The sequence below is a fragment of the Luteimonas sp. MC1572 genome (assembly GCF_016615815.1).
GTDB lineage: Bacteria > Pseudomonadota > Gammaproteobacteria > Xanthomonadales > Xanthomonadaceae > Luteimonas.
On record NZ_CP067112.1, the window covers coordinates 321,299 to 342,036 of the forward strand.

The following is a 20,738-nucleotide window of genomic DNA, read 5'->3' on the forward strand; positions in this document are numbered from 1 at the left end:
AACACCGCCGCCCGCGTTTGAGTCCCGAGATCCTCGCCCTGCGCGCGATCGGCTGGCCGTACGAGGGCCTGCCGGCCACGGGCGGCTGGGCAGCGCTGATGGCCGCGCACCCCGCCGCGCAGCCGGTGCGCGTGGTCGAGCAGCACCGCACCAAATACGTGGTTGCCGTAGGTCCCGGCGAGGGTTTCGGCGTGGAGTCGTTGCCCGAATGGCAGCGCCCGAAGTGTCCGCCGGAGCAGCGCGCCGCGGTCGGCGACTGGCTGCTGGTCGAGGGCCGCCAGGTCGTCGCCCTGTTGTTGCCGCGGCGCAGCGTGGTCAAGCGCGCGGCCGCCGGCGAGCACTACAAGCAGCAGATCATCGCGACCAACATCGACACCGCGTTCGTGGTCTGCGGCCTGGATGGTGATTTCAACCCGCGCCGCATCGAGCGCTACCTGCTGCTGGTGCAGGGCGGCGGCGTGGAGCCGGTGCTGGTGCTCACCAAGGCCGACCAACCGGGCGTCGATGTCGATGGCGCGCTGGCCGAGCTGGAAGACAGCATCCGCGCCGGCCTGGCGGTGGTGGTGGTCAACGCGCGCGACCCCGCCAGTGTCGCGGCGCTGGCGCCGTGGCTCGGCCCGGGCCGCACCGTGGTGTTGGTGGGCAGTTCCGGCGCGGGCAAGTCCACGCTGACCAATTCGCTGGTCGGCCACGAGCGCATGCGCACGGGCGCTGTGCGCGAGAACGACGCCCGTGGCCGCCACACCACCACCCACCGCGCGCTGGTGCCGCTGGCTTCCGGCGCCTGCCTGATCGATACCCCGGGCATGCGCGAGCTCAAGCCCACCGGCGAGGAGGACATCGCCGAGGGCGGGTTCGCCGAAGTCGAGGCGCTGGCCGGCGCGTGCCGTTTCCGCGACTGCAAGCATGATCGCGAGCCTGGCTGTGCGGTGCGCGCGGCGATCGACGCCGGAACCCTGGACCGCGCGCGCTTCGCCCACTATCTGAAGCTGCGCGACGAAGTCGCCGGTGCCGCCAGCGTGCTCGCCAGCCGCCTGGCGCAGGCGCAGGCGAAGCCGGGCCGTCGCTGAGCGCGCGCCGGCGCGCGCCACGGGGAGAGTTCGCCGCCATGCACGCCAACGCCGACATCGCCCACCACGCCGCGCTCGATGCGCGCATGGTGCAGGCCGCGCGCGACATCCGCCTGCTGACCCTGGCGAGCTGGCCGGCATCGGTGCAGCACGCATTCCTCGCGCGCTGGGCCACCGGCGATGCGCGCCCGCCGCAGTACGCCTATCCGCGCCATGATTTCGGCGATACGCGCCGCGAGCTGGCGGCCATCGCCGCGGCCGCGGATCCGCAGCACCCGCTGGGCGCCTACCTGGTGGATTCCGCGCGCAGCTGGGGCATTGCCGCGGAGCTCCTCGAGTCGCTCGGCACCGCCGCCGCGGGTACGCACTCGGAGCGCCTGTTCGGTCGCCCGGACGCGCCGTTGCCCGGCAACGGGCCGACCACGCGCGACGCCGCGCGGCACTTCATCGCGATCGCGGACGAACTCGACCGCGAGCTGCTCGCGCCCGAGGAGCAGGTGCAGGTCTCGGCCACCGCGCTGCAGCTGCAGCTGCAGGCCGACCTCGACGATTTCTTCGACGCGCGCGTGGTCGAGGTGGTGCTCGACCCCGACCTGGTCGCCAAGGCCGCCGCCGGCGCCACGCGCATCCGCCTGCGCAGCGGCGCGTCCTTCAGCGACTATGACCGCGGCCAGTTGCTGCAGCACGAGGCCTTCGTGCATTCACTGAGCGCGCTCAACGGCCGCCGCCAGGCGCTGTTGGGAAGCCTGGCGCTGTCTTCGCCGCGCAGCACCGAAACCCAGGAAGGCCTGGCCACGTTTGCCGAGCTGGCCACCGGCAGCATCGACATCGAGCGGATGAAGCGCGTGTCGCTGCGCACCGAGGCGATCGCGATGGCGCTCGAGGGCGCGGATTTCATCGACGTGTTCCGCTACTTCCTGGATGCCGGGCAGGGCGAGGTGGACAGCTTCTCGTCGGCGCAGCGCGTGTTCCGCGGCGTGCCGACCTGCGGCGGCGCGGCGTTCACCAAGGACAGCGTGTACCTGCGCGGCCTGGTCGGCGTGCACACGTTCTTCCGCCAGGCGCTGGCAGGCGGGCGGCTGCGCCTGTGCAGGCTGCTGTTCGCCGGCAAGATGACGCTCGATGACGTGGTGGCGTTCGAGCCGCTGTTCGACGACGGCACGCTGTCGCCGCCGCACTGGCTGCCGCGCTGGGTGTCGCGCGCGAACGGGCTGGCGGGGACGCTGGCGTTCTCGGTGTTCGCCAACCGGATCCGCCTCGACAAGGTGGGCACCGGCGTGCACGACTGAGGCGCGGCGTGCTGCAACGTTCCGGTCAGCGGTCCGACGCCCCGGGCCGGACGGGCTAGAATCGATGTCCCGCCCGCCGACTGTGAACCGATGTCCGACAAGCCTGCCGATCCCGCCCCCCTGAGCCTGGCCGACCAGAGCGGCAGCTTCGAACAGGCGGCGCTCGACTACCACCGCGCCCTGCCGGCCGGCAAGATCAAGGTGGTCGCCACCAAGCCGATGGTGACCCAGCGCGACCTGGCGCTGGCGTATTCGCCGGGCGTGGCGCACGCCTGCGAGGCGATCGTGGCCGACCCGCGCGAGGCGAGCTCGCTGACCGCGCGCGGCAACCTGGTGGCGGTGATCACCAATGGCACCGCGGTGCTGGGCCTGGGCGACATCGGGCCGCTGGCCGGCAAGCCGGTGATGGAAGGCAAGGGCGTGCTGTTCCAGAAGTTCGCCGGCATCGATGTGTTCGACATCGAGCTCGACGAGCGCGACCCCGACAAGCTGGTCGAGATCATCGCGGCGATGGAGCCGACGTTCGGCGGCATCAACCTGGAAGACATCAAGGCGCCGGAGTGCTTCATCGTGGAGCGCAAGCTGCGCGAGCGGATGAAGATCCCGGTGTTCCACGACGACCAGCACGGCACCGCGATCATCGTCGGCGCCGCGGTCACCAACGCGCTGGAAGTGGCCGGCAAGCGCATCGAGGACGTGCGCCTGGCGACCGCCGGCGCCGGTGCCGCGGGCATCGCCTGCCTGGACATGCTGGTCGCGCTGGGCATGAAGCCGGAGAACATCCTCGCCGTCGACCGTGACGGCGTGCTGTACACCGGGCGCGGCAACATGGACCCGGACAAGCAGCGCTATGCGCGCGATACCGACAAGCGTTCGCTCGACGACATCATCGAAGGCGTCGACATCTTCCTCGGCCTGTCCGCCGGCGGCGTGCTCAAGCCCGAAATGGTGGCGAAGATGGCAGCGCGCCCGATCATCCTCGCGCTGGCCAACCCCTATCCGGAGATCCTGCCGGAAGCCGCGAAGGCGGTGCGCCCGGACTGCATCATCGCCACCGGCCGCTCCGACTACCCCAACCAGGTCAACAACGCGCTCTGCTTCCCGTACATCTTCCGCGGCGCGCTGGACGTCGGCGCCACCGGCATCAACGAAGAGATGAAGCTGGCCTGCGTGCGCGCGATCGCCGGCCTGGCGAAGATGGAATCGTCCGACCTCGGCGCGGCCTACGGCGGCGACGTGCCGGTGTTCGGCGAGGACTACATCATCCCGCGGCCGTTCGATCCGCGCCTGCTGACCATGCTCGCGCCGTGCGTGGCCAAGGCCGCGATGGACTCCGGCGTGGCCACGCGCCCGATCGAGGACATGGACGCCTATCGCGAAAAGCTGGGGCAGTTCATCCACCGCTCCGGCCTGATCATGAAGCCGGTGTACGACCGCGCCCGCAGCGACCTGCAGCGCATCGTCTACGCCGAAGGCGAAGAGGAGACGGTGCTGCGCGCGGTGCAGACCGTGGTCGACGAGGGGCTGGCGCGTCCGATCCTGATCGGCAGGCCGGACGTCATCGAAACCCGTATCGCGCGCCTCGGCCTGCGGCTGCGCGTCGGCGAGGATTTCGAGCTCACCAACATCAACGACGACCCGCGCTTCAGCGACTACTGGCGCCAGTACCACGCGCTCACCGAGCGCCGTGGCGTGACCCCGGACGCGGCCAAGAACCTGGTGCGCTCGCGACCGACGCTGATCGCGGCACTGATGGTGCAGCGTGGCGAGGCCGACGGACTGATCTCCGGCCTGGTGGGCCGCTTCCACAAGAAGCTCGGCTACATCCGCAGCGTGTTCGGGCTGGACCCGGGCGTCAGCAGCACCTCGGCGATGACCGGCGTGATCAACGATGCCGGCGTGTGGTTCTTCCTCGATACCCATGTCCAGGTCGATCCCACCGCCGAACAGATCGCCGAGGCCACGCTGCAGGGCGCCTACCGCCTGAAGCTGTTCGGCATCGAGCCCAGCATCGCGTTGCTGTCGCACTCCAACTTCGGCAGCCACGACAACCCGAGCGCGGCCAAGATGCGCCGCGTGCGCGAGATCCTGGCGCGCCGCGCGCCGCGGCTGAACATCGATGGCGAGATGCAGGCCGACACCGCCTGGGACAGCATGCTGCGCGAGCGCATGTTCCCCAACACCACGCTCAAGGGCCGCGCCAACCTGTTCGTGCTGCCCAACATCGACGCCGCCAGCATCGCCTACAACCTGGTGCGGGTGATGACCGACGGCGTGGCGATCGGGCCGATCCTGATGGGCGTGGACCACCCGGCGCACGTGCTCACCTCCACCAGCACGCCGCGGCGCCTGGTCAACATGACCGCGATCACCGCGGTCGAAGCGCAGATCCGCGCCCTGCAGCGCGCGGGCGCGGAGGTCTGACCGCCGCGGCGGTCAGTTCGGGAGCAGCTGGCGCACCAGCGCCGGCAGGCGCGCCAGGTCGTCCTTGAGCAGGACGCCATCGGCGACCGGGAGCGTCTCGTCGCCGGCCAGCGCGCCGGTCATGAACACGAAGCGCGCGCCCGGCGCATGCGCCAGCACCAGCGCGTGCGCCTCGCGGCCCGAATAGCCGGGCAGGTTCACGTCGCAGACCACCAGGTGTGGATCGAACCCCGCCAGCGCCTCGCGCAGGGCGTCTTCGCGGTACAGGCGGCGGCACTCCACCTGGATGCCGGCCTCGCGCAGCGCCAGCTCGGTGAGCTCGGCGTCGTCATTGCTGTCGTCGACGATCAGTACGCGGATGGCGGCCATGGCGGTCAAGGGTCGCTGGGCGCCTCGTTGAGGACCGCCCAGAAGCGGCCAAGCGTCTTCACCGCCTCGAAGAACTGGTCCACGTCGACCGGCTTGACCACGTAGGCGTTGACGCCGAGGTCCCAGCTGCGCGCCAGGTCGTTCTCTTCGCGCGACGACGACAGGATGACCACCGGCAGGCGCTTGAGCGTCTCGTGCTCGCGCAGCTGGTTGAGCACCTCCAGGCCGTCCATGCGCGGCATCTTGATGTCGAGCAGCAGCACCGCCGGGTCGCCTTCCGGGCGGTTGGCGAACTTGCCGCGGCGGAACAGGTAGTCCAGCGCCTCCACGCCGTCCTCGACGTGCACGATGGGGTTGACGAGGTGCGCATCGCGCAGCGCGTCGATGGCCATCTCGGCATCGTGCGGACTGTCTTCGGCAAGGAGGATGGTGCGGATCGCGGTCATGTGTTGCTGGCTCCTTGGCGGGCGTCGGGGTTGGCAGGCAGGGTGAAGTGGAAGGTGGCGCCTTCGCCGGGCGCGGATTCCGCCCAGACCTGGCCATTGTGCCGGGTCACGACCCGCTTGACGCTGGCGAGGCCGATGCCGGTGCCGCTGAACTCGCTGGCGGCGTGCAGGCGCTGGAAGACGCCGAACAGCTTGCCGGCATAGGCCATGTCGAAGCCGGCGCCGTTGTCGCGCACCGAGAAATGGTGCAGGCCTTCGTCGCCGAGGCGGTGGTCGACGTCGATCACCGCCGGCTCGCTGCCCACGCTGTACTTGACCGCGTTGCCCAGCAGGTTGGTCCACAGCTGGCGCAGCATGTTGTCGTCGCCGATCACGATCGGCATGTGCGCGATGCGCCACTGCACGTGGTGGCCGGGGTTGTCGATGCCGTTGTTGGCATCGAGCATCGCGCGGGTCTCCTCGACCATCGACTGCATGTCGACCGTCTGCAGCCGCAGCGCGCTGCGCCCGAGCCGCGAGTAAACGAGCAAGTCGTCGATCAGCGCCGACATGCGCTTGGCCGAGCCGCCGATGACGTCGAGGTAATGGCGGCCCTTGTCGTCGATGCCGTCGCCGAGGTGGCGCCCGAGCTTGTCGGCGAACCCGGCGATGTGGCGCAGCGGCGCGCGCAGGTCGTGCGACACCGAGTAGCTGAATGCCTCGAGCTCGCGGTTGACGTCGGACACCTGGTCCACCTTGCCCTCGAGCTGGCGGTTGAGCTCGCGGATGTGGCCTTCGCTGGCCTTCTGCGCGCTGATGTCGCTGGCCGTGACCAGCGCCACCACGTCGTCGCGGTCGGGCAGCTCCATGCTGCGCGCGTTGATCAGCATCACCCGCTCGACGCCGTCGACGGTGCGCTGGCGCCGCTCGAAGTCCCACAGCTCGCGTTGGCGCAGCAGCACGTCGCGCAGGCGTCGCAGCGTTTCCTCGTCGCGCCAGGCCTCGCCGGTCTCGCCCAGCGGCGTGCCGCGCACGTCGCCCTCGATTCCGAACAGCTCCGCGAACGCGGCGTTGTGCATCACCACGCGCAGTCCCGCGTCGACCAGCACGATCGGCTCGCGCACGGTGTCGAGGACCACGCTGGCCCTGGCGTCGGCGCGGCGCGACATCACTTCGGCGGCGGTGCGGCGGCTGGCGTCGCGGAGGGCCAGGGCCGCCAGGCCGAAGATCAGCAGCACCTGGGCGCCCAGCGACCCCCACGCCAGCACGCGGGCCTGGCGCTGGACGCGCGCGGCGACGGCGTTGCGTTCGGCGAGGATCTCGCGCTCGGTCTGGATCAGGGTGGAGATCGGCGCCTGCACGGGGAAGTTCTCGACCAGGCGCTCGATTTCACCCAGCCGCTCGGCGGGGGTCGCCGCCAGCACGCGATCGATCTGCACCAGCCGCTGCTCCAGGCTGGCGCGCAGCGCGCCCATGCGCACCTGCTGGCGGGGGTTGTCGCGGGTGAGCTCCTCCGCGTGGTCGAGCAGCGGGCCTACCTGGGACTCGCTGTAGGCGACCCGCTCGGCAAGGATCGGCGCTGTGGCGCCGGCGGCCTTCGCCAGGCCCGCGCCCTCGAGGTTGCGGATCGCCGCGGAGAGCATCTGCAGCGTGTTCTCCACCTCCAGCGTATGCACCACCATCGCCGCGGCCTCGGTCACGCGGCGGTCCGCCACCCGCTGCAGCAGGAAGGGCACGAGGACGATCAGGAGCACGGTCAGCGCCAGCAACGGCAGGCGCCAGCGCGCGTGTTCGCGTTGCTGCAGGGAGGCTGGCATGTCGCCGGATGATGCTGGATGGCGGCGCGGCTGGCAAACCTGCGGCGGCGGGGGGGCTGGTAGAATCGGGGGCTATCGACCCACGAACCAGCACGGCCGATGCGCCGTGGCGGAGCACACAATGAACTGGCTGAACGACGTCCTGCACAACGATCCCGATCCCGCAGAGGCACGCGAGTGGATGGAGTCGCTCAAGGCGGTGATCGATGCGGACGGTCCGGAGCGTGCGCACCAGCTGCTGGAAGGCATGGTCGAGCTCGCGCGTCGCGCCGGCAGCCACCTGCCGTTCTCGCCGACCACGGAGTACATCAACACCATCCCGCCGCACCTCGAGCCGCACATCCCCGGCGACCAGACGCTCGAGTGGCGTATCCGCTCGATCGTGCGCTGGAACGCGATGGCGATGGTGGTGCGCGCCAACCGCAAGCCCGGTGACCTCGGCGGCCACATCGCCAGCTTCGCCTCGGGCGCCACCCTGTATGACGTCGGCTTCAACCACTTCTGGCGCGCGCCGTCCGCCGACCATCCCGGCGACCTGCTCTACATCCAGGGCCACAGCTCGCCGGGCGTGTACGCGCGCGCATTCCTGGAGGGCCGGATCAGCGAGTCGCAGCTCGACAACTTCCGCATGGAGGTCGACGGCCGCGGCATTTCGTCCTATCCGCACCCGTGGCTGATGCCCGACTTCTGGCAGACGCCGACGGTGTCGATGGGCCTTGGCCCGATCGCCGCCATCTACCAGGCGCGCAACTGGAAGTACCTCGAGGCCCGCGGCCTGATGCCGAAATCCGACCGCAAGGTCTGGTGCTTCCTCGGCGACGGTGAAACCGACGAGCCGGAGAGCCTGGGTGCGATCTCGATCGCCGGGCGCGAGGGCCTGGACAACCTGGTGTTCGTGGTCAACTGCAACCTGCAGCGCCTCGACGGCCCGGTGCGCGGCAACGGCAAGATCATCCAGGAGCTGGAAGGCAACTTCCGCGGCGCGGGCTGGAACGTGGTCAAGGCGATCTGGGGCAGCTACTGGGATCCGCTCCTGGCACGCGACGGCCAGGGCATCCTGCGCAAGCTGATGATGGAAACCGTCGACGGCGAGTACCAGAACTGCAAGGCGTTCGGCGGCAAGTACACGCGCGACAATTTCTTCGGCAAGTATCCGGAAACCGCGGCGATGGTCGCCAGCCTGTCCGATGACGACATCTGGCGCCTCAACCGCGGCGGCCACGACCCGCACAAGGTGTACGCGGCCTACCGCAACGCGGTGGAGACCAAGGGCCAGCCGACGGTGATCCTGGCCAAGACGGTCAAGGGCTACGGCATGGGCAGCGCCGGCGAGGCGCTCAACCCCACCCACCAGACCAAGAAGCTCGATGACGACGCCGTGCGCGCGTTCCGCGACCGCTTCAAGATCCCGGTGGGCGACGACCAGCTGAAGGACGGCGCGGTGCCGTTCTACCACCCCGGCGAAAAGTCCGAGGAAGTGCAGTACATGCTCGAGCGCCGCGCCGCGCTCGGCGGCCACCTGCCGCAGCGCCGCCGCAAGAGCACGCAGACGCTGGTGGCGCCAAAGGTCGAGGTGTTCGAGCGCCTGCTCAAGGACACCGGCGAGCGCGAGATCAGCACCACCATGGCCTTCGTGCAGTCACTGGCGATCATCCTGCGCGACAAGGAAGTCGGCCCGCGGGTCGTGCCCATCGTCTGCGACGAGGCGCGCACCTTCGGCATGGAAGGCCTGTTCCGGCAGATCGGCATCTACGCGCCTGACGGCCAGAAGTACAAGCCGGTCGACCGCGACCAGCTGATGTACTACCGCGAGGACGCCACCGGGCAGGTGCTGCAGGAAGGCATTTCCGAGGCCGGTGCGTTCGCATCGTGGATGGCGTCGGCGACCAGCTACAGCACCAACGACCTGCCGATGCTGCCGTTCTACATCTACTACTCGATGTTCGGCTTCCAGCGCATTGGCGATGCCGCCTGGCAGGCCGCGGACATGCGCGCGCGGGGCTTCCTGCTGGGTGCCACCGCCGGGCGCACCACGCTCAACGGCGAAGGCCTGCAGCACGAGGACGGCCACAGCCACCTGCTGGCGGGCGCCATCCCCAACTGCCGCGCCTACGACCCGACGTTCGCCGGCGAGGTGGCGGTGATCCTGCAGCGCGGCATGCAGCGCATGCTCGACGAACAGCAGGACGAGTACTGGTACCTGACGCTCATGAACGAGAACTACGCCCACCCGGCGCTGCCCGAGGGCGCGGCCGAGGGCGTGATCCGCGGCATGTACCTGCTGAAGGACGCCGGCAAGGCGAAGAAGGGCGAGCTGCGCGTGCAGCTGCTGGGCTCGGGCACCATCCTGCGCGAGGCGATCGCCGCGGCGGAGCTGCTGGACAAGGACTTCGGCGTCACCGCCGACATCTGGTCCTGCCCGAGCTTTACCGAACTGCGTCGTGACGGTTTCGACGTCGAGCGCTGGAACCGGCTCAACCCGGAAGCCAAGGCGCCGCGCAAGGCGTATGTCACCACGCTGCTCGAGGGACGCCAGGGCCCGGCGATCGCCGCGACCGACTACGTGCGTGCGTTCCCCGACCAGATCCGCGCCTTCGTGCCGATGCACTACACGGTGCTGGGCACCGACGGCTTCGGCCGCTCGGACACGCGCGCCAACCTGCGCCGGCACTTCGAGGTCGACCGCTTCCACATCGCCCATGCCGCGATCGCGGCGTTGGCGGCGGAAGGCAAGATGACCCCGAAGGACGTTTCACGTGCGATCAAGCAGTACAAGATCGCCGTGGACACGCCGAACCCGCTGCTGGCCTGACGGCCCGCGCGGCCACCGCCGGCCGCGTGCTCCCGGGGCACGGACCGGTTCCAGAAACAGGAAGGCGCGCCGAGGCGCGCCTTCCTGCTTTCCATGGGGCAGGGCGGGCGTCCTGCCCGCCCGCCCTGGTCCCGCTTATTCCGCCAGCTTGGCGCCGTCGACGCTCCACCGGGTCTCGGCCTGGCGCGCGGATCCGGCGGCCGCCGTGCCGTTCTGCGCGCAGGCGATCCAGAAAGTGACGTTCTGCGGCGTGATGTTGCGGACGTTTGTGGCGATCACCACCCATTCGCGCGCCGAACCGCCGACGCCGCTGGTATTGACGTAGACACCGTCGACGTTCGAGAGATTGAAGTTCGAGTGGCCGTGGTTGTTGACGTACATGCCGCCATTGAAGGCGATCTCGTTGCTGGCGCACTGCGCAACGCCACGGCGCAGCTCGCGCGCGGGGATGTTGATCGGGCTGGTGACGAACCGCATGTTCGACAGGCCGGAGGCACCGACCGGACCCTGCGGACCCATCGGGCCCGCCTCACCGGCCGCACCCGTGGCACCCGGGAGTCCCTGTGCGCCGTCAGCACCGGTCGCGCCGGTCGCACCGGTCGCCCCGGTCGCCCCGTCCTGGCCGGGCAGGCCGCGTTCGCCCTGCGGACCAATCGCACCAGTCGCACCGGTTGCACCAGTCGCACCGTCGAGTCCGCGCTCGCCCTGCGGACCGGCGGCACCGTCCAGACCGCGTTCGCCCTGCGGGCCGGCGGCACCGTCCAGGCCGCGTTCGCCCTGCGGGCCGGCGATGCCTGCGGCGCCCTGCGCACCGGTTGCACCAGTCGCACCGTCGAGGCCGCGCTCGCCCTGAGGACCGGCGATACCTGCGACACCCTGCGGGCCGGTTGCACCAGTCGCACCGTCAAGGCCGCGCTCGCCCTGAGGGCCGGCGATACCCGCGACACCCTGCGGGCCGGTCGCGCCGTCCAGGCCGCGCTCGCCCTGCGCACCGGTTGCTCCGGTCGCGCCGTCCAGACCACGTTCGCCCTGTGGACCAGTCGCACCGGCTGCACCAGTCGCACCGTCGAGTCCGCGCTCGCCCTGAGGACCGGCGATACCCGCGACACCCTGCGGGCCGGTCGCGCCGTCCAGGCCGCGCTCGCCCTGCGGACCAGTCGCACCGGTTGCACCAGTCGCACCGTCGAGGCCGCGCTCGCCCTGAGGACCGGCGATACCCGCGACACCCTGCGGGCCGGTCGCGCCGTCCAGGCCGCGCTCGCCCTGCGCACCGGTTGCTCCGGTCGCGCCGTCCAGACCACGTTCGCCCTGCGGACCGGTCGCACCGGTTGCACCAGTCGCACCGTCGATTCCGCGCTCGCCCTGAGGACCGGCGATACCTGCGACACCCTGCGCGCCAGACGCACCGTCCTGACCGCGCTCGCCCTGCGCACCGGTTGCACCGTCCAGACCGCGTTCGCCCTGCGGACCAGTCGCACCGGTTGCACCAGTCGCACCGTCGATTCCGCGCTCGCCCTGAGGACCGGCGATACCCGCGACACCCTGCGGGCCGGTCGCGCCGTCCAGGCCGCGCTCGCCCTGCGCACCGGTTGCTCCGGTCGCGCCGTCCAGACCACGTTCGCCTTGCGGACCAGTCGCACCGGTTGCACCAGTCGCACCGTCGAGTCCGCGCTCGCCCTGAGGACCGGCAATACCCGCGACACCCTGCGGACCGGTCGCGCCGTCCAGTCCACGTTCGCCCTGCGGACCGGCGGCACCGGTTGCACCGTCCTGACCGTCTTGACCGTCTTGACCGCGCTCACCCTGCGAGCCGGTCGCGCCATCCAGACCGCGCTCGCCCTGCGGGCCGGCGATGCCTGCGACACCCTGAGGACCGGTCGCGCCGTCCGCGCCGCGCTCGCCCTGCGCACCGGTGGCGCCGGGCGCTCCGGCCGCACCGTCGAGTCCGCGCTCGCCCTGAGGACCGGCGATACCCGCGACACCCTGCGGGCCGGTCGCGCCGTCCAGGCCGCGCTCGCCCTGCGCACCGGTGGCACCGGGCGCTCCGGCCGCACCGTCGAGGCCCCGTTCGCCCTGCGCACCGGTTGCACCAGTCGCACCGTCGAGGCCGCGCTCGCCCTGAGGGCCGGCGATACCTGCGACACCCTGCGGGCCGGTCGCGCCGTCCAGGCCGCGCTCGCCCTGCGCACCGGCTGCTCCGGACGCGCCGTCCTGGCCGCGCTCGCCCTGCGCGCCTGCAGCTCCGGCCGCACCCTGCGGGCCTGTCGCGCCGGTTGCGCCGGCAGCGCCTTGGGCGCCGGCCGGACCGCGTGCGCCGTCCTGGCCGGTCGCGCCCCGCGGGCCGACGGCACCGATGGTCAGGCCGTAGTCGGACTGGGTGACACCGTTGTTGTTGAAGTGCTCGATGGTCAGCATGTAGTCGCCGGCGGGCGGCAGGCCACCGGGCAGGGTGCAGGTCATCATCGTCAGCCTGTCCGGGCCGCGCGAGCGCATGCAGTGGCGGGTGATGTCGCCCACATCGCCGAGCGTGATGCGCGACCGCGCCACCGATTGCTGCAGGTTCTCGCCGAGCACCACGAAGGCGTCCAGGTCGTCCATCACCACCACGGACACGATCCGCGGATCCTGCGCCAGGGCGGTGGTCGAGGCCAGGGCCAGCGTGATGGCCCCTGCCAGCGCCTTGCGGTTTCGAATGGTGTTCATCCAGCTGCTCCCCTTTGGTCATCGCGCCCCGGGCCCCCGCCCGACGCATCGCCAAAGTGCAAAGCAATTGGCATGCCAAGTGTGACCAGGTGCTCACTTGCAGCCGGCTGGCCTCGCTTTCCCGACTTAGGCGTTAGCTTGGCCATCCAGCACGCAGGGCGGGCCAGCGGTCAAATGGATGAACTCTCGATCGTCATCGCCCGCGAGCCGGGGGCGACGGTGCGCACCCATGTGCGCGGCCCGGCGTCATTGGCGGCCACCATGGCCTATTGGCGCGCCATCGTCGCCGAGGTCGCCCGCGAACCCGCGCGGCACCTGATGCTCGTCGATGAGTTGCGCGGCCCCGCGCTGACCGCGCAGGACTGGCAGTCGCTGGTGGCCATGCTGGTGGGCAGCGGGCTGGAAGGCATGCGCATCGCGCACGTCAAGCCGAATGGCCTGGACCAGATCGAGCACTGCGAACTGTCGGCCACCCAGGCCGGGTTCCAGGCGCGCGTGTTCTCCGACGAACGCATCGCCGGGCTCTGGCTGCGCTACGGAAGTCCGCCGGAGGACTGAGCCACCGGCGGCGCGGGTCAAGCGTCGGCGGGCCGCATGCTGCCGGATTCGACCAGCCGCTGGTGCCACGACAGCGCTTGGCCAAGCAGGTGCGGCGTGTGCTTGCCGAAACTGTCGCGGCAGGCGCGGTCGAAGTAGTCCTGCAGCATCGGCCGGTAGTCCGGGTGCGCGCAGCGCTCGATGACCAGGCGCGCGCGCTGCTTGGGCGACAGTCCACGCAGGTCGGCCAGGCCCTGCTCGGTGACCACCACCATGGTGTCGTGCTCGGTGTGGTCGACGTGGCTGACCATCGGCACGATGCTGGAAATGCGCCCGTCCTTGGCGGTGCTGGCCGACATGAACACCGACAGGTAGGCGTTGCGCGCGAAGTCGCCGCTGCCGCCGATGCCGTTCATGATCCGCGTGCCGGCGACGTGCGTGGAGTTGACGTTGCCGTAGAGGTCCGCCTCGAGCATGCCGTTCATGGCGATGCAGCCGAGCCGACGGATCAGTTCGGGATGGTTGGACATCTCCTGCGGCCGCAGCACGATGTGCTTGCGGTAGAAGTCGACGTTGCGCTTGAACTCCTCGGTGCCCGCCGGGCTGAGCGAGAACGAGGTCGCCGACACCATCGACAGCACGCCTTCGCTGACCAGTTCGAGCATGCCGTCCTGGACGACTTCGGTGAACGCAGACAGGCCCTTGTAGCCGCCCTTGGCCAGCGCCGAGAGCACCGCGTTGGTGACGTTGCCGATGCCCGACTGCAGCGGCAGCAGGTGGTCGGTCAGGCGGCCGCGACTGATCTCGTGGGCGAAGAACTCCAGCAGGTGGCCGGCGATCCGTTCCGATGCCTCGTCCGGTGGCGCGAACGCGCCGATGCGATCGGGTGCATCGGTCTCCACCACGGCCACGACCTTGTCCAGGTCGACGCGCAGCCAGGGCTCGCCGATGCGGTCGCCGGGTGCCACCAGCGGGATCGGCTTGCGGTCGGGCGGCAGCGCCGTGCCGTAATAGATGTCGTGCATGCCGTCCATCTCGGACGGCTGCCAGCGGTTGACCTCGATGATCACCTTGTCGGCGAGGTCGAGCCAGGTCTTGTTGTTGCCGACCGAGGACGAGGGCACCAGCGTGCCGTCGGCGTTGATCGCGGTGACCTCGATCACGGCGATGTCGATGTCGCCGAAGAATCCGAACCAGGCGTGCTGCGCGACATGGCTGAGATGGATGTCGATGTAGTCGAGGCTGCCGTCGTTGATCTGCCCGCGCACGATCGGATCGGACTGGAACGGCAGGCGCATCTCGATGCCGTCGACCTTGGCCAACGCGCCGTCGAGTTCCGGTGCGGTCGACGCGCCGGTCAGGACCTTGATCCGGAAGCGCCCGCCGGCCGCATTGGCGCGCTCGATCTGCGCAGCCAGGGCCAGCGGCACTGCCTTCGGATAGCCCGCGCCGGTGAATCCGCTCATCGCCACGGTCATGCCCGGCTGGATCATCGCAGCGGCCTCGTCGGCCGACTTCAGGCGTTCACGCAGCGCGGGGTTGAGGATACGGTCGGTCACAGCGGCGGGGCTCCTGGCTGCGCGCACACACGCGCAATCGCCATTCTACCGGCGACGTCGCGCAAGCCTCGGGTCCGGGTGGAAAGCAGCGTTGCCGATGAACGCATCCATACCGGTGGCGGCCGCCTTCATCGGTGATTCGCATCGTGCCGCCAATACTCGGCCCCCCTCACAGGAGCAACCCATGAACAGACTGACTACGCTCGGTATCGCGCTTGCGTTCGCTTTCGGTGCAGGCCAGGTCGCCGCGGCGGACGACACGATGACCGCGCCGCAGGTGCGCGCGGCGCTCGAGGCCCAGGGTTACACCAAGGTCAACGACGTCAAGTTCGACGATGGAATGTGGAAGGCCGATGCGCGCAGCGCCGACGGCCAGCGTGTCGAGCTGCGCATCGATCCGGCCACCGGCAAGGTGTTCCCGGAAGACAGCGTGGCCACGCTCAGCGAAGACGACGTGCGCGCCAAACTGGCCGTGGCTGGGTACGGCAACGTGCACGATGTCGAGTTCGACGACGGCGTGTGGACGGCGGAGGCCGAGGACGCCAGCGGCAAGGACCTCAAGCTGACCCTCGATCCGGCCACCGGCGAGGTGGTCGGCAAGGCCCGGGACTGATCGGCCGCGGGGCGCCTTGGCGTCCCGCGACACCCGGCTCAGGCTTCGTCGCGGAAGTAGGGCTCGACCTTGCCGTTGATCTTCATGGTCATCGGGTTGCCGCGGCGGTCCAGCGCGCGGCCCACGGCAACGCGGATCCAGCCCTCGCTGACGCAGTATTCCTCGACGTTGGTGCGCTCTTCGCCGTTGAAGCGGATGCCGACGCCGCGCTGCATGGCGGCATCGTCGTGGTGCGCGCTGCGCGGGTCGTTGCTGAGGCGGTCCGGCGGGGTGTCGGTCATGGCGTGGCGGTCCTGGTGCGATGGTGCGCGCGGCAGTCCCGCGCGGCGGCAAAGGATACGCGGCGCGGGCGGGCCCTGCAGCCGGCCCGCGATGTTCAGTCGGCGATGACGCGCTCGCCGCGGCCGAGGATGTCGGGCAGCAGCTCGCCGCGCGGCGTGAACTGCAGGGATACCGAATTCAGGCAATGGCGCTCGCCCGTGGGTGGCGGGCCGTCCGGAAACACGTGGCCAAGGTGGCTTCCGCAGCGCGCGCAGACTTCTTCGATGCGCACCATGCCGTGACTGCTGTCGCGGATGTAGCGGATGTGCGTGGGATCGTAGGGCGCGAAGAAGCTGGGCCACCCGGTGCCGGAATCGAACTTGGCATCGGAGCGGAACAGCGGCAGGCCGCAGAAGCCGCAGCAGTACGTGCCGTCGCGCTTGTTGTCGAGGAACGCGCCGCAGAACGGTGCTTCCGTGCCGTGCGCCAGCATCACGCGGCGCGCGTCGTCGTCGAGCGTGCGGCTGATGGCGCTGCGCGCGTCGTCGCTGGGCGGGGTGAGGTCGAACGTGGTCATGGCCTGCTCCGGGGGATGGTGTGCATTCAATCGGGTTTGCGCCGGCCCTGCGCGCGCGCGTTGGCGATGACCTGGCGCAGCCGCGCGCGGTCGTGGTGGCGCGAGATCGGCACGGCGCCGCGTGCGATGGCGAGTTCGCGGAGTTCCGCGGTGACGTCGTAGTGCGCGCCGCTGGTCTTGTCCTGGAACGCGTGGCGCGGCATGCCGAGGCCGTCGGCGAACGCATGCAGCTCCGCCAGCGTGTCGGCCATCAGGTGCGCCCAGCGCCGGCCGCGCCAGAGCGTGACCGCGTCATCCACGTACACCGCCACTGCTTCGCGTCTCAGCGCCGCGGTGCGCGCAGCTCGTTGCGCACCCAGCGCTCGAGCAGGCGCTTCTCGTGTCGCAGCGCGTCGGTGTACAGCGGAATGCCGACCGACGAGCTCAGGAACCCCAGGTCGGTCAGCCGGCGTTCGCCCTCGGCAAGCACCTGGCCGCCGGCATCGTGGAGGGTGAAGCGCAGCGCGATGCTCGGCGGGTACAGGTCGCGCACCACGCGCACGTCTGCCAGGCGGTGCATCGCCGGCTCGTAGTCGCCCGCGCGGTCGATGTCGGTGATCACCACGTCCAGCCGCTCGCCGTCGGCGAGCGCCGCGGCGGATGTCGTGCGCAGGTACCCGGCGAGGTCGCGGACCCAATCGCCGCGCACGGCTTCGAAGCGGTTGCGGCTGTAGCGGACCTCGGTGAACTGCTCCGGATTGGTCCATGCCACGGCAACCGGGCCCTCCGCTTCGAGCGCGCGCGGATAGTCGGCGTCGGTGACGTTGGTCGAGCGGGCTTCGGCGTGGCTCGCGAACAGGGTGGCGAGCACGAGGACGATGATCCGTGCGAGCGTGGCCATGGCAGGCTCCGTCGAATGTCTGCAGGCATTCTGCGCGCGCGCAATGGCCGCGGCAAACCCGATGGAACGCATCGAGTCGAGGCGTTTCCGGGCGTTCCTGTGCGGCGCCTTGTGCAGCCGGTCATGCGGCTGCACCTTGTACTGATGCCAAACCTCTCGTGCCGCCACCTCCATCCACCGCCCGCGCGCCTGCCCGGCATGCTGCTTGCGCTGCTGCTCGCGGCCGCGCCGCTGGCGCACGCCCAGGACCTGCTGGCGCGCCTGTCGGCCGCGGCGCCCGGGCTCGACCGCAAGGTCCTGGCGCTTGCACTGGAGGCGCGCGACTGCGCGCGCGCGGCGGGTGTCGCGGGCTCCGGCGCCGAGCGCCTCGCGGTCATCGACTACACGCTGCCGTCGACTGAAAAGCGGCTCTGGATATTCGACCTTGACCGCGGAGCGCTGCTGCACGCCGAGCACGTGGCGCACGGCCGCGGCAGCGGCGACAACATGGCGACGCGCTTCTCCAATGTCGAAGGCAGCTACCAGTCGAGCCTGGGCCTGTTCGCCACCGCCGAGACCTACATGGGGGAGAACGGCTATTCGCTGCGCATGGACGGGCTCGAGCCCGGCATCAACGATGCCGCGCGCGAGCGGTTGCTGGTGATGCATGGCGCCGACTATGTAGATCCGGCACAGGCCCGCAGGCAGGGCCGCTTGGGGCGCAGTTGGGGATGTCCGGCGGTGCGTGCCGGGGTCGCGCGCGCGGTGATCGACGACCTGCGCGACGGCCAGCTGGTGTTCGCATACGCCCGCGACGCGTCCTGGTTGAACGGGTCGCGATTCCTGCATTGCCCCCGGGCTGAACGAAAGGCGCGCGCAGCGCGCTGATTTCACGCGGCATCGCCGACGGCTCGCGCAGCATCGCCGGACCCTGCACACCAAGGACGTCCGCATGACTCCAGCGAAGCCGCTTGCCCTCGCGCTGTGCGCGATCCTCTTCAGCGCGTCGCCGCTTGTCGCCGCGCAGGAGCCGGCGCTGCCCCCCGGCGCGACGCCGGTCGTGCCCGCCGCCGCCAAGGTCCCGGATGCGACCGTCCAGCCGCAGGCAGCCGGCGCCGACCATCCCGCCAACGTCGCCACGACCACGACGGGCAACGACGCGATGCTGCGCGCGCAGGTGCTTCTCGATCGCGCGCATTTCTCGCCCGGCGAGATCGATGGCCGCGGGGGTTCGAATACACGGCGCGCGATCGCCGCGTTCCAGCGCAGCCGCGACCTCGAGGCGAGTGGCGCGCTTGACGAAGCCACCTGGAAGGCGCTGAACGCCGATACCGCGCCGGTGCTGGTGGAGCATGCGATTGCCGCCGCCGACGTCGCCGGGCCGTTCCGCAAGCTGCCCACAGACATGATGGAGAAGTCGAAGCTCGACACGCTGGGCTTCGAGAGCGCCGCCGAGGCGCTGGGCGAGAAGTTCCACGCCAGCCCCACGCTGTTGCAGCGCCTCAATCCCGGCAAGGACCTGGCCGCCGCAGGCACGCGCATCGTGGTGCCGAACGTGTCCGGCGCCGCGCCGCTGCCGGAGATCGCCAAGGTGGTGGTCGACAAGTCCGATTCCGTGGTGCAGCTGGTGGCGGCCGACGGCAAGGTGGTGGCGCAATTCCCGGCCTCGACCGGCAGCAAGCACGACCCGCTGCCGATCGGCGAGTGGACGATCAAGGGCGTCGCGCGCGACCCGACGTTCCACTACAACCCGGAGTTGTTCTGGGATGCCGATCCCGCGCACGCCAAGGCGACGCTGCAGCCGGGTCCCAACAACCCGGTCGGCGTGGCCTGGGTCGATCTGTCGAAGGAGCACTACGGCATCCATGGCACGCCGGTACCGGCCAATGTCGGCAAGACCGATTCGCACGGCTGCATCCGCCTGAGCAACTGGAACGTGCTGACGCTGGCCGCCGCGGTGAAGCCGGGCGTTCCAGCGATCCTGCAGGAATAGTCCATGAAATACGTCGCCATGGTCCTTGCCGGCCTGCTGCTGGCGGCGCTCGTGCACCTGGCGGGGATGTCGCGCGCCGAACGCGCGCGGATCCTGCGGATCACGCCGGCGCCGGCGGTCGCGGCCGCGGATCCCGCGATGCCCGACGCCGTGCCCGGCGAGCGTGCTGTCCGCCCGGTCTCGACGTCTCAACCGACGCCTGCGCCCGCGCCCGCGCCGACGCTGCCCGTCGACACCGGCGCCGAACCGCGCGTCGCCGCTCCGGAGCCCTTGCCATCGGGGCTCGTGGTGCCGGTGCAGGGCGTGACGCCCGCACAGCTGTCGCCAACGTTCGAGGATGCGCGCAGCGAAGGCAGGGTGCACGAGGCGATCGACATCATGGCGCCTACCGGTACGCCGGTGCTGGCGGTGGCCGATGGCCATGTCGAGAAGCTGTTCGACAGCAGGCAGGGCGGGCTGACCATCTACCAGTTCGAGCCCGGTGGCCGCTATGCGTACTACTACGCGCACTTGGACCGCTACGCGCCGGGACTGGCCGAGAAGCAACAGGTGCGCCAGGGCCAGGTCATCGGTTACGTCGGCAGCACCGGCAACGCCGATCCTGCGGGGCCGCACCTGCACTTTGCGATCTTCGCGCTCGGACCGGAGAAGCAGTGGTGGAAGGGCACCGCCATCGACCCCTTCCCGGTGTTCACCGGCAAGACACCCTGACGCCCGCCGCGGGGCCCCTCAGCGCAGCAGTGGCGCCAGCGCGGGCCAGACATGGTCGCGGATGGCGGGCTGCGCCTCGGCAACCGGGTGCAGGTTGTCGTCCATGAAGTTGCCGCGGTCGGCGGCGATGGGTTCGAGCAGGAACGGCAGCAGCGGGATGTCGAAGAAGGTGGCGAGATCGCGGTAGGTGCGCTCGAAGCCCTGCGTGTATTCAGGGCCGAGGTTGGGCGGCATGCGCATGCCGACCAGCAGCACGCGCGCGCCGACGTGCTCCGAGGCGCCGATCATGCGCGCCAGGTTGTGCTTGAGCTCCGCCAGCGGCAGCCCGCGCAGCGCGTCGTTGGCGCCGAGCGCGATCACCACCACCGCCGGCTGTTGGCGCACCACTTCGCGGGCAATGCGCGACGACCCCCCGGCGCTGGTCTCGCCGCTGATGCTGGCGTTGACCACGCGCCAGCCGGGGCGCTCGGCGGAAATGCGCTGCGCCAGCAGCTCCACCCAGCCCTGGTCGGCGCGCAGGCCGTAGGCGGCCGACAGCGAGTCGCCCATCACCAGCACCGTGCGCGCCGGCGCATCGTCGCGCGCGTCGTCGGGCGCGGTGGCCGCCGGCCGGCCCTGCGCCTGGGCGACGCCTGCCAGGAGCAGGATGCACAAACCCAACGCCATTTGGACCTGGCGGCACATCGCCCAATATCCTGTCGCCATCCATTCCTCCGATC

Annotated in this window: 19 protein-coding genes; 9 read left to right on the plus strand and 10 right to left on the minus strand. The window is 70.5% G+C overall.

From position 1 onward, the window contains the following. Positions 1 to 17 precede the first annotated feature (17 nt). The 3 genes from rsgA (at position 18) to JGR64_RS01495 (ending at position 4,783) form a co-directional block, all read left to right on the plus strand. The gene (gene rsgA / locus JGR64_RS01485; RefSeq protein WP_233348295.1) at positions 18 to 1,070 is read left to right on the plus strand and encodes a ribosome small subunit-dependent GTPase A; all 1,053 of its coding nucleotides are present in this window, start codon (positions 18 to 20) and stop codon (positions 1,068 to 1,070) included. 38 nt (positions 1,071 to 1,108) lie between these two features. Then, positions 1,109 to 2,359, plus strand: coding sequence for a flavohemoglobin expression-modulating QEGLA motif protein (locus JGR64_RS01490; RefSeq protein WP_199374774.1), 1,251 nt, complete (start codon positions 1,109 to 1,111; stop codon positions 2,357 to 2,359). A gap of 90 nt (positions 2,360 to 2,449) precedes the next feature. After that, positions 2,450 to 4,783, plus strand: a complete 2,334-nt coding sequence (locus JGR64_RS01495; RefSeq protein ID WP_199374775.1) for an NADP-dependent malic enzyme — start codon at positions 2,450 to 2,452, stop codon at positions 4,781 to 4,783. Between the two features lie 12 nt (positions 4,784 to 4,795). On the opposite strand, the gene JGR64_RS01500 is transcribed toward JGR64_RS01495, so the two are convergent. From JGR64_RS01500 to JGR64_RS01510, 3 genes are read right to left on the minus strand one after another with little or no spacing between them, the layout of a single operon-like run. Beyond that, positions 4,796 to 5,152 carry a response regulator gene (locus JGR64_RS01500; protein WP_199374776.1) on the minus strand — a complete coding sequence of 119 codons (357 nt, stop codon included), beginning with the start codon at positions 5,150 to 5,152 and terminating at the stop codon, positions 4,796 to 4,798. A gap of 5 nt (positions 5,153 to 5,157) precedes the next feature. Beyond that, complete coding sequence (locus tag JGR64_RS01505; protein WP_199374777.1) at positions 5,158 to 5,598, minus strand: response regulator; 441 nt, start codon at positions 5,596 to 5,598, stop codon at positions 5,158 to 5,160. After that, complete coding sequence (locus JGR64_RS01510; protein WP_199374778.1) at positions 5,595 to 7,394, minus strand: ATP-binding protein; 1,800 nt, start codon at positions 7,392 to 7,394, stop codon at positions 5,595 to 5,597. Before JGR64_RS01510 ends, JGR64_RS01505 begins: the two co-directional genes overlap by 4 nt. A 121-nt stretch (positions 7,395 to 7,515) precedes the next feature. Here JGR64_RS01510 and aceE point away from each other — a divergent pair, with 121 nt between their 5' ends. Then, positions 7,516 to 10,206, plus strand: coding sequence for a pyruvate dehydrogenase (acetyl-transferring), homodimeric type (aceE, locus tag JGR64_RS01515; RefSeq protein ID WP_199374779.1), 2,691 nt, complete (start codon positions 7,516 to 7,518; stop codon positions 10,204 to 10,206). A gap of 135 nt (positions 10,207 to 10,341) precedes the next feature. Here aceE and JGR64_RS01520 read toward each other — a convergent pair whose 3' ends face one another. Further along, the gene (locus JGR64_RS01520) at positions 10,342 to 12,909 is read right to left on the minus strand and encodes a collagen-like protein (protein ID WP_199374780.1); all 2,568 of its coding nucleotides are present in this window, start codon (positions 12,907 to 12,909) and stop codon (positions 10,342 to 10,344) included. 174 nt (positions 12,910 to 13,083) lie between these two features. Here JGR64_RS01520 and JGR64_RS01525 point away from each other — a divergent pair, with 174 nt between their 5' ends. Then, positions 13,084 to 13,467, plus strand: a complete 384-nt coding sequence (locus tag JGR64_RS01525) for a hypothetical protein (protein ID WP_199374781.1) — start codon at positions 13,084 to 13,086, stop codon at positions 13,465 to 13,467. Between the two features lie 17 nt (positions 13,468 to 13,484). Here JGR64_RS01525 and JGR64_RS01530 read toward each other — a convergent pair whose 3' ends face one another. Continuing rightward, the gene (locus tag JGR64_RS01530) at positions 13,485 to 15,005 is read right to left on the minus strand and encodes an acetyl-CoA hydrolase/transferase family protein (RefSeq protein ID WP_199374782.1); all 1,521 of its coding nucleotides are present in this window, start codon (positions 15,003 to 15,005) and stop codon (positions 13,485 to 13,487) included. A gap of 184 nt (positions 15,006 to 15,189) precedes the next feature. On the opposite strand from JGR64_RS01530, the gene JGR64_RS01535 reads away from it, so the two are divergent. Further along, entirely contained in the window at positions 15,190 to 15,618 is a 429-nt protein-coding gene (locus tag JGR64_RS01535) for a PepSY domain-containing protein (RefSeq protein ID WP_199374783.1), read from the plus strand. Between the two features lie 38 nt (positions 15,619 to 15,656). Here JGR64_RS01535 and JGR64_RS01540 read toward each other — a convergent pair whose 3' ends face one another. The 4 genes from JGR64_RS01540 to JGR64_RS01555 all read right to left on the minus strand — a co-directional run bounded on the left by JGR64_RS01540 (position 15,657) and on the right by JGR64_RS01555 (position 17,336). Then, entirely contained in the window at positions 15,657 to 15,899 is a 243-nt protein-coding gene (locus JGR64_RS01540; protein WP_199374784.1) for a DUF3297 family protein, read from the minus strand. 95 nt (positions 15,900 to 15,994) lie between these two features. After that, the gene (gene msrB / locus JGR64_RS01545) at positions 15,995 to 16,456 is read right to left on the minus strand and encodes a peptide-methionine (R)-S-oxide reductase MsrB (protein ID WP_199374785.1); all 462 of its coding nucleotides are present in this window, start codon (positions 16,454 to 16,456) and stop codon (positions 15,995 to 15,997) included. A 26-nt stretch (positions 16,457 to 16,482) separates the two neighbouring features. After that, complete coding sequence (locus tag JGR64_RS01550; protein WP_199374786.1) at positions 16,483 to 16,767, minus strand: DUF4031 domain-containing protein; 285 nt, start codon at positions 16,765 to 16,767, stop codon at positions 16,483 to 16,485. An 11-nt stretch (positions 16,768 to 16,778) separates the two neighbouring features. Continuing rightward, positions 16,779 to 17,336, minus strand: coding sequence for a DUF3016 domain-containing protein (locus JGR64_RS01555; protein WP_199374787.1), 558 nt, complete (start codon positions 17,334 to 17,336; stop codon positions 16,779 to 16,781). Positions 17,337 to 17,534: 198 nt separating this feature from the next. Here JGR64_RS01555 and JGR64_RS01560 point away from each other — a divergent pair, with 198 nt between their 5' ends. The 3 genes from JGR64_RS01560 (at position 17,535) to JGR64_RS01570 (ending at position 20,019) form a co-directional block, all read left to right on the plus strand. Next, the gene (locus JGR64_RS01560) at positions 17,535 to 18,203 is read left to right on the plus strand and encodes a murein L,D-transpeptidase catalytic domain family protein (protein ID WP_233348340.1); all 669 of its coding nucleotides are present in this window, start codon (positions 17,535 to 17,537) and stop codon (positions 18,201 to 18,203) included. A 64-nt stretch (positions 18,204 to 18,267) separates the two neighbouring features. Next, positions 18,268 to 19,308 carry a L,D-transpeptidase gene (locus JGR64_RS01565; protein ID WP_199374789.1) on the plus strand — a complete coding sequence of 347 codons (1,041 nt, stop codon included), beginning with the start codon at positions 18,268 to 18,270 and terminating at the stop codon, positions 19,306 to 19,308. 3 nt (positions 19,309 to 19,311) lie between these two features. After that, the gene (locus tag JGR64_RS01570) at positions 19,312 to 20,019 is read left to right on the plus strand and encodes a M23 family metallopeptidase (protein ID WP_199374790.1); all 708 of its coding nucleotides are present in this window, start codon (positions 19,312 to 19,314) and stop codon (positions 20,017 to 20,019) included. An 18-nt stretch (positions 20,020 to 20,037) separates the two neighbouring features. Here the strand turns inward: JGR64_RS01570 and JGR64_RS01575 are convergent, their stop codons facing one another. Beyond that, entirely contained in the window at positions 20,038 to 20,673 is a 636-nt protein-coding gene (locus JGR64_RS01575) for an arylesterase (RefSeq protein WP_233348296.1), read from the minus strand. Positions 20,674 to 20,738: the final 65 nt, after the last annotated feature.